This window comes from Proteus sp. G2673 (genome assembly GCF_009915125.1).
Classification (GTDB): domain Bacteria; phylum Pseudomonadota; class Gammaproteobacteria; order Enterobacterales; family Enterobacteriaceae; genus Proteus; species Proteus penneri.
Map to the genome: position 1 here is coordinate 307,727 of NZ_JAABLT010000022.1, position 15,312 is coordinate 323,038.

Here is a 15,312-nt window from a genome sequence, read left to right on the forward strand (position 1 = left end):
AACTAAGAGCGGCTCTTTTATAGAGCCGTTTTTTTTTCGTTATTATTAATGTTTTTTATTTTTCAACCTCTTCATAATATAAAGAAAAACTATCTAAGAATGAAAATATAGGAATAATAATATCTTTATTTAATAAATTATTATTTTTTAGTGTGTGTATTTGCAAAATAATTTCTTTCCAATATTCAGATAAAAACTCTAACTGTTTAATCAAGATATGAAGAAAATAATCAATATCAACGAGTTTGTAATGATGTTTTAAATTTAAAAGTGTATTTTGCTGTTCTTTTTTTAACTGATGAATTTTTTTTATTTGTGCCAAATAAAGTGTAGTAAGCTGATGTCGAGTTTCGACTATTTTGGTATAAGAAAAGCCATAATCTAATGTAGAAAACAAATTGTTTAATATTTTTACTAGGGAAGATAAAATATTTTTTTCTTGCTTTTCAATATTGAGATTATTAATTTCTGATAGTTGAGGTATCGAATTTTTAAAAAGGTCGAAAAAATTTTTTTTATGTAAAATATCTTCGCTATCACGTATAATATCAAGTTCTTTTTTAGTTTCCTCTGATTGATGTTCTAAATTGATAATTTCACTTGTAAGTTTTTTTATATTATTTTCTTTGTCATGAATGAAAGGGGTTATTTTAGTTGTGATAAATTTGTTTTTTAATTCATTAATTTCAAATAAAAGATACTGGTTGTGTTGATTAATAGAATTTATTGTTTCATCTATTTCATCAAAAAATATTTTTAATATTTCATTTTTTTCTTCTTTTAATTTATTCTTTAATTCATTGTTAATTTTTCCGGCCTGTATTTCTCTATCAATTTCGTTAACCGTTTCTAAGATATCATTAAATAAAATTTGTCTTAGTCTATTTTTTATATTGAGAGAAAAGTAAATAATATTTTCAATGCTCTTATTGTTTCTTTCTAAAAGCTGTGTTGTTTCTTCTTCTAGTGTACTATCCATATAGCCTTTACTACTACTTAAATAAAAAATATTTCTGTATGCATGAAATAATTTACTATGTTCAAAGAGGTGATTTAATTTAATGGGATTTTCATGATTGTTCATAACAATATCCTTTTGTTAGCTATTTGATGAATAAAACGTAGAAAGCGCATTATCAAAAGAGAGCAAGATCTCCTTTGAGTAACCAATAACCATGTACCAAGGTGTGATGATTTTCTCAAGATAAATACTAAATTTTATCAACTCTAACGCATTGTTAATTTTATTAAAGTTAGTTATTGAAGCTTCTATCTCTGTTAATATCGCCTGCCATACATACTCAATATGCTCTAAAGCCATATTTGTATCTTCAATAAATTGTTCGATTTCTGATAATTCAATATAAAGTGTATTTAAATGCAAAGACAAACCAGCGTAGACATCGATCTTTATATTGATTGTTTTTACTTTTTCAATGAGCTCATTTTTCTTTTTACGAATGACTTCGGCTTTTGCACCAAATATTCCTCCTGTAATAATGACACCAATAATACCTACGGCGAGTCCCGTAAAAGCAAGGCCAACATAGTGTTTATATTCATCTTTTAATTGTGAAATTTCCTCAATCAATAAATCTCGTTCTTCTATAAGAGAATTGTTATTCTCAGTATAAAACTCATTAATAAATCGTTTTTTATTCAGAATTTCATGATAGATAGAAGGGTGAGCGACATTTTGACTGTCTTTTCCACCTATTATTTTACTTCTAAATGTCGATAAGCTATCTTTTATTTTAATGGTTTTATTTCGTTCATTCTCAATATCTTCTTTCATACTTTCTAAAATATGAATAAGTTGTGTTGCGACTTCTTTATCTTGAGATTTATATTGGATACTTTTTAACTCTTGTTCAGAAAGATCTTCTATAACAGAGGATATTTTTGTTAATAAAGGCATTTGATTGATAAATGCAATGATATTTTCACCTGTAGAAGTGATTTCTCTACCCATTATTTCTAAATCAATTGCTTGTTGCTTAATACTATATTCTATTTTATTCCAATCAAAAGCGTGTTCTCGTATTTTGATAAAAAGAGAGAGAATATTATCAGGTGAGAGTTGTGATTCATCTATTTCACTATAATGAATGAATTTGATGACATCATCTATTTTGTAAGGAAGCGAAAGTGCTTTATTAATATAAGACTTTATTTTTATTAAATCATGAGAAGTAACAATACCAGGTAGTCGTCCATCTTCAATATCTACACCTAATATTAACCCCAAAGCAACCTTAGGAATATCGGACGTCTCAATGATCTTATCGATATGTTCAAAGGCGGTTGTATCCATATAACCTCACTTATGTATAAAAATTTTTATCTTTACCACTTTATCTAATGACGATTTGTTGGTTATTTCAGAAGTGCGAGTTAATGCTTCTACTTTGTAACATAAAAAATACAAAACTTTGATAAATGACAAAGGTTATAATTAATCAGCCCTTTGATAATTTGTATAGAGACGTATAATCACCTTTTTAATTTTGTTGTGGGTATTGGTAGTGGAAAAGATTAATCCTGTGTTTTCGACACTGTACGAAAAAGTGAAAAATATAAATCTGACAGCACAAGGTAATCTTTTACATTTGAAAGTCACCTTGCCATCAGAGGTCTCATTTTCATTGCTCTCATGGCTTGCGGCTCAGGTATATTATCCACAATTTTACTGGCAGCACCGCGATGAGAGTGAAGAAGTGGCAGCATGTGGGCAATTATGTTGCTTCAATCATATTGAAGATGCTCGCCAATTTTTAGCAACTCATCAGTCTGATATAAATATTGATGAGGTGCGTATTTGGGGCTTAAATGCGTGGGATACCATTATTCCTGGTCGCATTGACAAAATAAAAGGCGATGATGCTTACCTTTTTTTACCTCGCATTGAGATCAGACGCCACCAGCAACAACTTTCTGTTCATCTAAATATGTTGGATGAAGATGATAAGCAAAATACATTAGATTTTCTGCAAACATTAAACCAAGCCGAAGAGATTGAACCGCTTTCTGTTTCTGTCACTCATGTTAATCACTCTTTAACGCAAGAGCAGTGGACTCACTATCTCAATATTGCCTTAGATGAGATTAACCAAGGTTTATTTGAAAAAGTTGTCCCTGCTAGAGCAACTTGTTTAACATTGGATAACCCGCTTAAAGCGATCCAGTTTATGAAAGCCAGTCGTGATGTTAATCATCATTGTTATCACTATATGCTGGCGTTTTCATCTTCAGATGCATTTATGGGGTCAACACCAGAAAGATTATATAAACGTGATGAGTTGATGCTTTACACTGAGGCGTTGGCGGGGACTGTGGCGAGTTCTGACAACGAACAGCAAGCCACTCAATTTGCAGATTGGCTGATGAATGATAAAAAGAATCAGCATGAAAATCTCGTTGTGGTCGATGATATTTGTCAGCGATTACAAGGCGGTGTAGAAGGTATCGATGTTTCACCCGCAGATGTTATCCGATTGCGTAAAGTGCAGCATCTTCGTCGCTATATACATGGTAAGTTAATTTACTCTGATGATATCGATTGCTTAAAACGATTGCAGCCAACGGCTGCTGTATGTGGATTACCAAGAAGTGTCGCACGTGCTTTTATTCGTCAACATGAACCTTTTGAGCGTCGTTGGTATGCAGGTTCTGCGGGGTATTTATCGCTTCCTCATGCCGAATTTGCAGTAAGTTTACGTTGTGGTGAATTGCATGATGATGCTTTAACTTTATACGCTGGTGCAGGTGTTGTTGCAGGATCTGATCCTCAGCAAGAGTGGACTGAAATAGAAAATAAAGCAGCAGGTCTACGAACATTGTTGGAAAAAGAGAGTTAATTCTTACAGATAATCTCAGTTTAAATAATATTAGTGTAATCATCAAAATTTGATGAGTAGTTTTTTATGTCAGTTATTTAGTACTACTCTTTAAATAACCAGTGCTAATTGTTAATTAATTGATGCTATCCTTTAGAACACTAACGCTATTTATTCCTATTCTTAACGATAAAAAAGAGCTCATTGAAAATAGAGTGGATAATTAGCCTAAATAATGCACTTTTTGAGTGTTTTTTTAACGATTTATTTAACGAAAACTTCTGTTCATTGAACTAGGCTAAGGAAAAGTATTTAGTAACAGATATTATAATAGCAATTGCAGGTTTTCGTTGTTGGGATGATCAATGTCTAATAGTTCGTTTAATCGCCAATGGGCTAAAGTTATACTCGAAACTTTGACTCGTCATGGCTTGCGCCATATCTGTATTGCCCCCGGATCTCGTTCGACCCCTTTAACACTAGCGGCGGCTGCCAATCAAAAATTAGTTTGCCATACACATTTTGATGAACGTGGGCTTGGTCATTTAGCCTTGGGGTTGGCAAAAGCAACCAAAGAACCCGTTGCGGTGATTGTAACTTCGGGGACAGCCGTTGCGAATTTATACCCAGCCTTGATTGAAGCGGGATTAACGGGTGAACGTGTTATCTTTTTAACCGCAGATAGGCCGCCTGAATTAATTGATTGTGGTGCAAACCAAGCGATTCGACAGCAAGGTATTTTTGCAACGCATCCTTCACAAACCCTCTCTTTACCAAGACCAACAGCAGATATTTCCGCGAGTTGGTTAGTTTCTACCCTTGATAATGCCATGAATACGTTGGTACATGGTGCATTACACGTTAATTGTCCTTTTGCAGAACCTTTATATGGTGATGATGTTGAAACATCGACACCATGGACTGATGTTTTAGGAGATTGGTGGCAAAGTGATAAACCGTGGCTACAAGAAACTCGTTTTAACGCAGTTTCAACACATCCGCAATGGAATGAGTTACGCCAGAAAAAAGGTGTTGTGATCGCAGGGCGTATTAGCCCAGAAGAAGGTGTTGCAGTCGCAAAATGGGCATCACAATTAGGTTGGCCTTTATTAGGTGATGTATTATCCCAAACAGGGCAACCACTACCTTGTGCCGATTTATGGTTGAATAACCCTCAAATAACATCAGAATTAAATCAAGCTGAAATCGTTATTCAATTTGGTTCAAGCTTAACAGGTAAACGTTTATTGCAATGGCAAGTGGGATGTTCTCCTAACGCTTATTGGATTGTTGACCCTATTCCGGGACGCTTAGATCCCGGTCATCATCGAGGTGAGAAATTTACATTATCACCTATGCAGTGGTTAATGGCACATCCTGCGGTTGATAATTCACCGTGGACTGATGCATTAGCTCATATAGCCAAACAAACCTATCAAAAAGTCAGTGAAATAACCGATTATTTTGGTGAAGCACTGGTTGCTCACCAATTAGATAAATTACTTCCTAATGATGGGCAATTATTTGTTGGCAATAGTCTGATAGTACGATTAATCGATGCATTTGCTCAGTTACCACAAGGGTATCCTGTGATGAGCAATCGAGGAGCAAGTGGTATTGATGGCTTAATTTCAACATCTGCAGGTGTTCACCGTGCGACAGAAAAGCCAACATTAACAATTTTGGGTGATTTATCGGCACTGTATGACCTAAATAGTTTAGCGTTACATCAACAAGTTTATGCACCTAATGTTATTATCGTAGTGAATAATAACGGTGGGCAAATATTTTCTATGTTACCCACGCCAGAGACAGAGCGAGAACGCTTTTACTGTATGCCTCATTCACTAAATTTCAAACACGCGGCCGCAATGTTTGGTTTGCATTATGTATCACCAACAAGTTGGGATGCACTGTTAACGACTGTTCAGGAATGCTGGACAGGGGCGCCAATAACGACATTAATTGAATTAATTGTTGATGATACTGATGGCGCAAAAACATTAAATCAGTTGGTAAAACAGGTAACATCTCATGACTTTAGCATGTCAGCGATATAATACCCATAATGAAGGGCCTTGGTTAGTTTGGTTGCATGGGCTATTAGGTGAAGGTTGTGAATGGGAGCCTGTCATTCAGGCTTGCCATGAATATCCATCACTTGTGATTGATTTGCCTCGTCATGGAGGTTCTGCATCTATCAGCGCGAAAGATTTTGTTGAAGTGAGTACATTGCTAACAGACACTCTAAAAGAGCAAGGTATTGATCACTATTGGTTAATTGGTTACTCGTTAGGTGGCCGGATCTCGATGTATCATGCATGTTTTGGTGATACTACAGGATTAATGGGATTGATTGTAGAAGGTGGCAACCCAGGTTTAAATGATGCAATAGAAAGACAAAGTCGCATTGCACATGATAAACGTTGGGCTGAGTGTTTTCGTAATGAACCTATTAGTGATGTATTAACACAATGGTATCAACAACCCGTATTTGCTGATTTAAGTGATGAAAAACGTCAATTACTGATTGAGAAGCGTCGCCATAATAGCGGGGCGTGCATTGCTGAAAGCCTTGAGACACTTTCTTTGGGCTATCAACCGTGGTTGGTGACTAAATTACAGCAACTCACATTGCCGTTTATTTGGCTTTGTGGTGAAAAAGATAATAAATTTCAATCTATTGCGCAGCGGTATTCGCTGCCATTAACGACTATCCCGCATGCTGGCCATAATGCGCATCAGGCACAGCCAGCGGCTTATGCTGCGGTGATAAATCATGTTTTATCCCTCTTTGGTTAAAGGAACCTAATTATGCTTTACCCGAGCGAAGAAAAATTATATGCACCGATTGAATGGCAGGATTGCTCTGAAGGTTTTGAAGATATCCTCTATCATAAATCAGTCGATGGCATTGCAAAAATTACGATTAACCGCCCGCAAGTGCGTAATGCTTTCCGTCCTTTGACAGTGAAAGAGATGATCCAAGCATTAGCTGATGCACGTTACGATGACACCATTGGTACTATCATTTTAACTGGAGCGGGTGAAAAAGCATTCTGCGCTGGTGGTGACCAAAAAATTCGTGGAGACTACGGCGGATATCGTGATGAGAGCGGTACACATCATCTAAATGTGTTGGATTTCCAACGCCAAATCCGTACTTGTCCGAAGCCTGTTGTGGCCATGGTCGCCGGTTATTCTATCGGTGGGGGTCATGTGCTTCATATGATGTGTGACTTAACTATCGCTGCTGAAAACGCTATTTTTGGTCAAACTGGCCCTAAAGTGGGTTCTTTCGATGGTGGTTGGGGTGCATCTTATATGGCGCGTATTGTTGGCCAAAAGAAAGCACGCGAAATCTGGTTCTTATGTCGTCAATATGATGCGAAAGAAGCATTAGAGATGGGCTTGGTTAATACCGTTGTTCCTTATGCAGATCTTGAAAAAGAAACCGTTCGTTGGTGTCGTGAAATGCTGGAAAACAGCCCAATGGCATTACGTTGCTTGAAAGCAGCATTAAATGCGGATTGTGATGGTCAAGCAGGCCTGCAAGAATTAGCGGGTAATGCAACTATGCTGTTCTATATGACTGATGAAGGTCAAGAAGGCCGCAACGCCTTTAATGAAAAACGTCAACCTGATTTCACTCGATTTAAACGTAACCCATAATGAGAAACGCCAAACTCTATTCATTCAGCCTACCTGTAGATGCAGGCGTTGTTCTGCGCTATCAAAGGCTAAAAACGCGTGATGGTTTTCTTGTCTGTTTAGAGCAAAATGGCAAACAAGGATGGGGTGAAATTTCACCTCTTCCTGAGTTTAGCCGTGAAACTTTAGAGCAAGCACAAGAAGCTGCACAATCTTGGTTAACAGCTTGGTGTGCGGGTGAAAACCCAGAGCACAGTGAACTGCCAAGCGTGGCTTTTGGTATTAGCTGTGCATTAGCAGAGCTTAATGATACGTTGCCACAAGACGCAAATTATCGTGCTGCACCTTTATGTAATGGCGATCCTGATGATTTGATTTTAAGCCTTAATGATATGGAAGGTGAAAAAGTCGCTAAAATCAAAGTGGGCTTATATGAAGCTGTGCGTGATGGGATCGTCGTTAATCTGTTATTAGAAGCTATTCCTGACTTAAAACTCAGACTCGATGCCAATCGAAGCTGGACACCAGCCAAAGCAGAAGGTTTTGCGAAGTATGTTAATCCGCAATGGCGTGATCGCATCGCATTCTTAGAAGAGCCATGCAAAACACCAGAAGAGTCACTGGCTTTTTCTCAAGCAACAGGAATTAATATTGCTTGGGATGAAACAGTACGAGATGACGGGTTTGAAGTAAAACCACAACCCGGTGTCACTACTATTGTGATAAAACCTACACTGGTGGGAAGCCTTGAACGTTGTCGCTCTTTAGTTGAGCAAGCACATGCTTTAGGGCTTGATGCTATTATTAGTTCAAGCATTGAGAGTAGCTTCGGGCTGACTCAATTAGCAAGAATTGCACAATGGTTAACGCCTAATAGCATTCCAGGACTGGATACCGTTGATCTAATTAAGCAACAGCTTATTCGTCCTTGGCCAGATGTGGATATTCCGCTTATTTCTCTTGAACAGCTAGAGACTGTATGGCAACAGTAGTTCAATTTAAACAATGGCCGTGGCATCACTGGGCACAATTTAGCCCAAATGAAACGGCCATCATTTCAGGCAATTCGCCTATTACATGGCAACAATTAAGCTGTCATATTAATCAGTTAGCTAGCCATTTTATGGAACAAGGTGTTAATACACAAAGCACTGTGCTGTTGCGTGGAAAAAATCACCTCAATCTTATTTTTGCCTTACTGGCTGTTTTTCAATGTGGTGCTAAGGTTTTACCTTTAAATCCACAGCTTCCAAAATCTTTACTTGATGAATTGTTGCCTAACTTATGTATTGATTTTTATGCTGATTTGAGTGATTCACCGCTAGATTTGAAGGCGACATTGCTTGATTTTAGTGGTATTGAGCTAAGTAACAGGTCACGTCAATATAAAACTCAAACAGTAAATGATGTTCTATGGAAGCCATCTCGTATGGCAACACTTATTTTGACATCAGGCTCATCAGGTTTACCCAAAGCTGCGGTACATACCTTTGATGCTCATCTTCGCAGCGCAATGGGTGTTTTGTCATTAATGCCTTTGGAAAAAGGTGATAGCTGGTTACTTTCTTTGCCTCTATTTCATGTTTCAGGGCAAGGTATACTTTGGCGCTGGTTATTACGTGGAGCAACGCTGGTGGTGCGTGAAATGCACCCATTTGTGGATGCGTTGCAGGGTTGTACTCATGCTTCTTTAGTGCCCACACAACTATGGCGTTTCTTACAAAATAGAGTGCAGCAAGATAATCAACAATCTATTACTTTAAAATCTGTTTTATTAGGGGGAGCCATGATCCCTATTGAGCTAACGCAAGCAGCAGAACATTGGGGAATTCAATGCTGGTGTGGTTATGGCATGACAGAAATGGCATCGACGGTTTGTGCGAAACGTGCAGATGGTAAAGCAGGAGTAGGACTTCCACTACAAGGCAAAGAAGTTAGGTTAGTGGATGATGAACTCCAGATAATGTCTGATAGCGTTGCTTTAGGTTATTGGTTTGATGGTAAATTAAAACCGTTATCACTTACAGCTGATGGATGGTATTCAACACGAGATAAAGGTGGTTTTATCGCCGGTGAATGGTGTGTTTTAGGGCGATTAGATAATCTGTTTTTTAGTGCGGGTGAGGGTATTCAGCCAGAAGATATTGAGAAAATACTCAATACACACCCTAGTGTAAGCCAATCTTTTGTTGTTCCTATTGATGATGCAGAATTTGGGCAACGTCCAGTCGCAGTTGTCGATAGTGATATTGAAATAATCAATCAGTTACCGCAGTGGTATCATTCGCGTTTAGCTGGATTTCAACGACCCGTTGCTTGTTTACAACTCCCTGAAAACCTTAAAAATGGTGGAATTAAAATTTCCCGTAAACAAGTGCAAGAATGGGTGAAAGGGCAAATGCTTATTAAGGATATATAATTGTTATTATTAAATATTGAACGCTTATTTCACTTTATTATGATAATTGATGTGATGTTCTTATGAGTAAAACAGATTATATTTTACGTTCCCTTTCAAAGATAACTAAAAAACGATGGGAACATTATGTTATCAATCGTATCTTTCATAAATTAGACGACCCCGAAATTGAATTTGTTTGTCAGCAGTGCATTCGAAAAGCAAATTCTCCAGATAAAATATATCTTGCTGATTTATTTTTTCCGCAACTTGCTCTGTATTTGGAAATAGATGAAGAGCATCACGATAGCGATGAGGCTAAAAAAAAGGATGCAAAGAGGCGACTTGATATTATTGAAGCTACTGGTTTTATCGAAAAACGGATCCCTGCTAGCAATGTTACTATAGAGCAGTTAAATACCAGTATAGATGAATTTGTTAAGTTACTTATAGACACTAAAGAAAAGCAAAAGGCACAAAAGAAGTTTATACCTTGGGATTATAGCGCACAATATACAGCCAAACGCCATATAGATGCAGGCTTTATTGAAGTAGGGCCACATGCTATTTTTCGCTACCATCGTGATGCTTTAGAATGCTTTGGTTATATTAATAAAGGACATCATCAGTCTGGTAGTTGGAAATTACCTGAAAATATTGTAAGAGAGATTGGTTTATCTGGTCGTATAATGGTGTGGTTTCCTCGCCTTTATAATGCGGGTGTTTGGAATAATGAGCTTTCTCCTGATGGTGAGTGGATCACGGAGGAGAGTCTCGAAGTTGATAACAATTATATCGAGGATTGGGATTATCGTATTGTTATGGCTCATTCTCGAGATGAACTTAACCGAGTATTATATCGGTTTCTAGGGGTTTTTCAGATAGATAAGAATAAATCCGTAGAAGGAAAAAATATTTTTAAGCGAATCAATACTAAAGTAAAAGTCTTTAATTCATATAATTGACTATTTCTTTAATATAAAAATATGCCCCTAGCTTTTAACTAGGGGCATGAGTGCCGAGTTGCTCACAAGGCTTTTTATTATACCGTTATTTAGCGTCTTTTTTTGCTAACGCTTTTATTGCTTTTTCAACGCCTGCGCCATATTCAGGATGGACTTTCTTAAATAGGGCAATTTGACGTTTTTGTGTATCTTTACTTGCCTGCACTAATTCGCCTGCAATACGAGCAAACATGCGTTGATGCTCTTCATCACTCAGTAATTCATACAGCGCACGAGGTTGACTGAAGTAGTCTTCATCTTCGCGATGGTTCCAGTGATCTGCCGCACCTTCAATTGATAATGGTGGCTCTTTAAAGTTAGGCTGTTCTTGGAACATACCGCCGCTATTTGGCTCGTAAGTAATACCGCTACCACTATTACCATCAACACGCATTGCACCATCACGATGGTAATTATGGAACGGACATTTTGGTGCATTAACTGGGATCTGATGATGGTTAACACCTAAACGATAACGATGTGCGTCACCGTAAGAGAATAGACGACCTTGTAGCATCTTATCTGGGGAGAAACCAATACCCGGAACAATGTTAGCGGGGCTAAATGCCGCTTGCTCTACATCAGAGAAATAGTTTTCAGGGTTACGATTTAACTCGAAATAGCCTACATCGATTAATGGGTAATCAGCATGAGGCCAAACTTTAGTTAAATCAAAAGGATTATAAGGGACTTTTGACGCTTCTTTTTCTGGCATTACTTGGATTTGTAAATTCCAGCGAGGGAAATCACCACGTTCAATCGCATCAAATAAATCACGTTGTGAGCTTTCTCTATCTTTACCTACCAGTGCTTCAGCTTCATCATCCATCAGATTTTTAATGCCTTGCTGGCAACGGAAGTGAAATTTAACCCAGAAACGCTCATTATCTTTATTAATAAAGCTATAAGTATGGCTACCAAAACCGTGAATAAAACGATAGCTTTGTGGTAAACCGCGGTCGCTCATATCAATGGTTAATTGGTGTAATGATTCTGGTAAATGAGAAAAGAAATCCCATTTGTATGCCATATTGCGTAGGTTAGTTTTAGGATCACGTTTTACAATGTGGTTTAAGTCTGGAAATTTCAGCGCATCACGAAGGTAGAAAACAGGGGTGTTGTTACCCACCATATCCCAGTTACCTTCTTCAGTATAAAATTTTAACGCAAAACCACGAATATCACGTTCAGCGTCTGCGGCACCTCTTTCACCAGCCACTGTTGAGAAGCGGGCAAACATTTCTGTTTTTTTACCCACTTTAGAGAAAATTTTAGCACGAGTATATTTTGTAATATCGTGAGTGACTTTAAATGTACCAAAAGCACCAGAGCCTTTTGCGTGCATACGTCTTTCTGGGATAACTTCACGATCAAAGTGAGCTAGTTTTTCTAAAAACCAGACATCTTGAAGTAACATCGGACCACGAGGGCCTGCTGTCATCGAGTTATTATTGTCTACGACAGGTGCGCCTGACGCCGTTGTTAGCTTTTTCTTTTCCATCACATATCTCCAGTTTATGAAATAGTAAACGTTCTAAAAAAACAGCACGTGTGAATAAAACGAAGCGATCAGCCTTATACTTATTATGGTTAATATTGACTGTATTTCCACTTTAGCAATATTGAACTCATTAATAAAACCAATTAGACCAATAATATTGATAGACGTAACTTATTTACATAGATTGATAATTCTACAGATTATCTTTCAATTTTGACTCAAGTTGTTTAATAAATTTATTGTATAATTATATATTGGGACAATTATTTGCTGGAGTAATAACAATGAAAAAATATTTATTGGTCGGTGCGATAAGTGCGTTGTTTGTGGCTGGAAATGCCAATGCAGTATCAATGAATATTCAAGCAGGGAAACATTATACTGATGTTCGCGCTGGTTTAGGTGATCCTAATGCGGGCCTTTCTTTTAATGGAAACTGGGCGCGTAGTGATCATGATGGTCAATTAGGTAGCTTAGGTGCGAAGTTTGCTTTGCCTTTAGGGCCATTTTCAGCAAGTGTTGGTGGTAAAGCGCTCTATTTATCACCCAAAAATGGTGATGATGGTGCTGCTTTAGCGGGGGGCGTTGGACTTAACTGGAATGTTCTACCTTCTTTAAGCTTATATGGCGAAGCTTATGCATCTCCTGAAGGATTAACCTCCGGTAGCAAATCTTATTATGAAGCTGATGTGGGTGCACAATTAACGGTATTTAAACCACTGCATGTTAATGCTGGTTATCGTGTGATTGAAATCGAAAACTCACATAATAGAAGCAATAATAAATTAGCTGATGGTTTCTATGTGGGTGCAGGCTTAAGTTTCTAATCCAGACGCTAGATCTGAATCAAAAAAAGCAGGTGTCTAAATTAACACCTGCTTTTTATTGTCTATAAGACAGTTATATCAGAAAGGATGTTAGCCAACTTGAGGTAATACATCAAAAGTGATAGCAACTTGAATACCAATAACTACCAGTCCACAAATAAATACAATACCTAATGCACCGTTTCCACCTTTAACTTTGTATTTATCTACACTATTTTGTTCTTGTCTAACTTTCCATACTAATAAAGCCGGTAGAAGTAACGCTAAGATCGACAGTGCAATAGCGGCATAGGCTAATGCTTGAACAAAGTTAGGGAAATAGAGTGCACAGACTAAAGGTGGAACAAAGGTTAATAAGCTGGATTGCATACGTCCAGTTGCACGATTACTGCGTTTAAATAAATCCGCAAGATAATCAAATAGACCTAATGCAACACCAAGGAATGAGGTAGCCAAAGCTAATGCAGCAAATAGGTTAACAGCAATATTTACGCGAGGAGTAGCAACAACATCACGAATTGCTGTCAGTAAACCATTTAATCCAGATTGTTGCGCCATGATCCCCATAAAAGTATTTGTTGGGATGGCGCCTAATGTGGCCATTTGCCATAAAATATAAGCAATAAGTGGAATAGCACTACCAGTAATAAAGATAATACGTAGCTTTTTAATATCGCCATTCATGTAGCTGACGATACTTGGCACACTGCCGTGAAAACCAAATGAGGTAAAAATAACAGGAATAGCAGAAAGAACAAGCCCATACGCCACAGGCATTGAGGTTAAGTTTACTGACTCAACGTGAGGTAACATCACAATTAGCATAAATATGAGGAAGAAAACTTTTGCGGTAAACAATAGACGGTTAATTATATCAACCGATGTTGTACCAATTCCGACTACAGCTCCGCCAATCACTGTAAAGATTATAATACCTTGAGTGACAGAGAGTTTATGGCCAATCCAAGAGGATAGGGTAGATGAAAGCAATTCACCCGCACCACTAATATAAGCAGTGGTTAACGCATACATTAATAACAATAGTGCAAGCCCAGTGATGACTTGACCACCTATACCGAGATAGCGTTTTGCGATAGAACCAAGGCCAGTATGAGGGTCGTTGTATTGATAAACTTCCACCAGAAGTAATGCGGTATAACTCATCAATAACCATAAACCAACAAGCAATAGCATCATCGTGCTAAAGCCAATACCCACAGCAGCCAGTGGCATTGCCAGCATACCTGCCCCAATTGTTGTTCCTGCAACAATAAAAACACTGCCTATAGTGCGATTCTTCACAAGATCCTCTATTCACTAGACTATTTATTTACTTAAAAATGCAGAGTATAAGAATGGTAAATTTCTGTCAAATTTTAATTACGTTTAGTGTAATGATTTATTTACAAAAAAGATGTTGTGAATAAAAAAACGCCAATCATAAAAATGAATTGGCGCTTTAAGAGAAAAGTTTATAAGCGCATTAATCGTCAAGTTCTACCATTCGTCTTATTTGATCTCGATTAATTTGTTTGAGCTGCCCAGTTTCTGCATCTTTGTAGGTAATTAATCCCGTTGCTTCATCTTCTTGGGGTTTATCTGTCGTTAAAATTGTTTCCCCATTTACGGTTTCAATTTTTTGTGGACTGGAACAGCCAGCAACGAGCAAAATTGATGTAGAAATAGCCATGACTGAGAAAATAGACTTTAATTTCATAATGCTTTTCCTTTTTTTACTGTGTTAACTTAACCTTAGTCAAAGTTGAACAAGAATGTTAGAAAAAAGCTTAAATTAAGATAATTCAAATTATTCAGAGTAAATTTCTATTTCAATATCACTGATGGGATGGCAGCTACAAGGTAAGATTTCATCAGGCTGGATAAATGCTAAAGGCTCGTTGCTATAACAGACTTTGCCTTTCACTAAACGTAGACGACAAGAGCCACAATAGCCTTCACGACATTGATATTCGACTTCAACTTTCCCATGTTCTAATGCATCAAGCAAAGAAGGATGGGTGTCAGTATGAAATTCTAAAGGTTTTGAAAGACCCTGCTGATGCAGGGTCACTTTATGAGATGCCATAACGTATCG

At 37.5% G+C, this 15,312-nt stretch carries 14 protein-coding genes; 8 read left to right on the forward strand and 6 right to left on the reverse strand.

Annotated features, from left to right (window positions below):
- Positions 1-55 precede the first annotated feature (55 nt).
- The gene (locus GWI59_RS13810; protein ID WP_115065485.1) at positions 56-1,084 is read right to left on the reverse strand and encodes an alpha-xenorhabdolysin family binary toxin subunit B; all 1,029 of its coding nucleotides are present in this window, start codon (positions 1,082-1,084) and stop codon (positions 56-58) included.
- Positions 1,085-1,099: 15 nt separating this feature from the next.
- Positions 1,100-2,314, reverse strand: coding sequence for an alpha-xenorhabdolysin family binary toxin subunit A (locus GWI59_RS13815; RefSeq protein ID WP_109399899.1), 1,215 nt, complete (start codon positions 2,312-2,314; stop codon positions 1,100-1,102).
- 211 nt (positions 2,315-2,525) lie between these two features.
- On the opposite strand from GWI59_RS13815, the gene menF reads away from it, so the two are divergent.
- From menF to GWI59_RS13850, 7 genes are all read left to right on the forward strand, one after another.
- Positions 2,526-3,857, forward strand: a complete 1,332-nt coding sequence (menF, locus tag GWI59_RS13820) for an isochorismate synthase MenF (RefSeq protein WP_161724928.1) — start codon at positions 2,526-2,528, stop codon at positions 3,855-3,857.
- 344 nt (positions 3,858-4,201) lie between these two features.
- Entirely contained in the window at positions 4,202-5,896 is a 1,695-nt protein-coding gene (gene menD / locus GWI59_RS13825; RefSeq protein WP_006533288.1) for a 2-succinyl-5-enolpyruvyl-6-hydroxy-3-cyclohexene-1-carboxylic-acid synthase, read from the forward strand.
- Complete coding sequence (gene menH, locus GWI59_RS13830; protein ID WP_109847254.1) at positions 5,871-6,638, forward strand: 2-succinyl-6-hydroxy-2,4-cyclohexadiene-1-carboxylate synthase; 768 nt, start codon at positions 5,871-5,873, stop codon at positions 6,636-6,638. Before menD ends, menH begins: the two co-directional genes overlap by 26 nt.
- 12 nt (positions 6,639-6,650) lie before the next feature.
- Positions 6,651-7,508, forward strand: coding sequence for a 1,4-dihydroxy-2-naphthoyl-CoA synthase (gene menB / locus GWI59_RS13835; protein WP_023581739.1), 858 nt, complete (start codon positions 6,651-6,653; stop codon positions 7,506-7,508).
- The gene (gene menC / locus GWI59_RS13840; RefSeq protein WP_109847255.1) at positions 7,508-8,479 is read left to right on the forward strand and encodes an o-succinylbenzoate synthase; all 972 of its coding nucleotides are present in this window, start codon (positions 7,508-7,510) and stop codon (positions 8,477-8,479) included. Before menB ends, menC begins: the two co-directional genes overlap by 1 nt.
- The gene (gene menE / locus GWI59_RS13845) at positions 8,467-9,906 is read left to right on the forward strand and encodes an o-succinylbenzoate--CoA ligase (protein ID WP_161724931.1); all 1,440 of its coding nucleotides are present in this window, start codon (positions 8,467-8,469) and stop codon (positions 9,904-9,906) included. Before menC ends, menE begins: the two co-directional genes overlap by 13 nt.
- A 62-nt stretch (positions 9,907-9,968) precedes the next feature.
- Entirely contained in the window at positions 9,969-10,850 is an 882-nt protein-coding gene (locus GWI59_RS13850; protein ID WP_006533282.1) for an AbaSI family restriction endonuclease, read from the forward strand.
- 85 nt (positions 10,851-10,935) lie between these two features.
- Here GWI59_RS13850 and GWI59_RS13855 read toward each other — a convergent pair whose 3' ends face one another.
- Entirely contained in the window at positions 10,936-12,390 is a 1,455-nt protein-coding gene (locus GWI59_RS13855) for a catalase (protein ID WP_109399905.1), read from the reverse strand.
- Positions 12,391-12,674: 284 nt separating this feature from the next.
- Between GWI59_RS13855 and GWI59_RS13860 the strand changes: the two genes are divergently transcribed.
- The gene (locus GWI59_RS13860) at positions 12,675-13,217 is read left to right on the forward strand and encodes a YfaZ family outer membrane protein (RefSeq protein ID WP_006533280.1); all 543 of its coding nucleotides are present in this window, start codon (positions 12,675-12,677) and stop codon (positions 13,215-13,217) included.
- A gap of 90 nt (positions 13,218-13,307) precedes the next feature.
- Here the strand turns inward: GWI59_RS13860 and tyrP are convergent, their stop codons facing one another.
- The 3 genes from tyrP to yfaE form a co-directional block, all read right to left on the reverse strand.
- Positions 13,308-14,519 (reverse strand): tyrosine transporter TyrP, encoded by a 1,212-nt coding sequence (gene tyrP, locus GWI59_RS13865; protein ID WP_006533279.1) that lies wholly within the window; start codon positions 14,517-14,519, stop codon positions 13,308-13,310.
- 181 nt (positions 14,520-14,700) lie between these two features.
- Positions 14,701-14,934 carry a YgdI/YgdR family lipoprotein gene (locus GWI59_RS13870; RefSeq protein ID WP_006533278.1) on the reverse strand — a complete coding sequence of 78 codons (234 nt, stop codon included), beginning with the start codon at positions 14,932-14,934 and terminating at the stop codon, positions 14,701-14,703.
- A 90-nt stretch (positions 14,935-15,024) separates the two neighbouring features.
- A complete protein-coding gene (gene yfaE / locus GWI59_RS13875; RefSeq protein WP_072063161.1) occupies positions 15,025-15,303 on the reverse strand; it encodes a class I ribonucleotide reductase maintenance protein YfaE in 279 nt (92 codons plus the stop codon).
- Between the last annotated feature and the right edge of the window lie 9 nt (positions 15,304-15,312).

What these genes read in the sequence shown, in the direction of transcription:
- GWI59_RS13810 (WP_115065485.1), bottom strand. Translation starts at nt 1,084, where the DNA reads ATGAACAATCATGAAAATCCCATTAAATTAAATCACCTCTTTGAACAT.
- GWI59_RS13815 (WP_109399899.1), bottom strand. Translation starts at nt 2,314, where the DNA reads ATGGATACAACCGCCTTTGAACATATCGATAAGATCATTGAGACGTCC.
- menD (WP_006533288.1), top strand. Translation starts at nt 4,202, where the DNA reads ATGTCTAATAGTTCGTTTAATCGCCAATGGGCTAAAGTTATACTCGAA.
- menH (WP_109847254.1), top strand. Translation starts at nt 5,871, where the DNA reads ATGACTTTAGCATGTCAGCGATATAATACCCATAATGAAGGGCCTTGG.
- menB (WP_023581739.1), top strand. Translation starts at nt 6,651, where the DNA reads ATGCTTTACCCGAGCGAAGAAAAATTATATGCACCGATTGAATGGCAG.
- menC (WP_109847255.1), top strand. Translation starts at nt 7,508, where the DNA reads ATGAGAAACGCCAAACTCTATTCATTCAGCCTACCTGTAGATGCAGGC.
- menE (WP_161724931.1), top strand. Translation starts at nt 8,467, where the DNA reads ATGGCAACAGTAGTTCAATTTAAACAATGGCCGTGGCATCACTGGGCA.
- GWI59_RS13850 (WP_006533282.1), top strand. Translation starts at nt 9,969, where the DNA reads ATGAGTAAAACAGATTATATTTTACGTTCCCTTTCAAAGATAACTAAA.
- GWI59_RS13855 (WP_109399905.1), bottom strand. Translation starts at nt 12,390, where the DNA reads ATGGAAAAGAAAAAGCTAACAACGGCGTCAGGCGCACCTGTCGTAGAC.
- GWI59_RS13860 (WP_006533280.1), top strand. Translation starts at nt 12,675, where the DNA reads ATGAAAAAATATTTATTGGTCGGTGCGATAAGTGCGTTGTTTGTGGCT.
- GWI59_RS13870 (WP_006533278.1), bottom strand. Translation starts at nt 14,934, where the DNA reads ATGAAATTAAAGTCTATTTTCTCAGTCATGGCTATTTCTACATCAATT.
- yfaE (WP_072063161.1), bottom strand. Translation starts at nt 15,303, where the DNA reads ATGGCATCTCATAAAGTGACCCTGCATCAGCAGGGTCTTTCAAAACCT.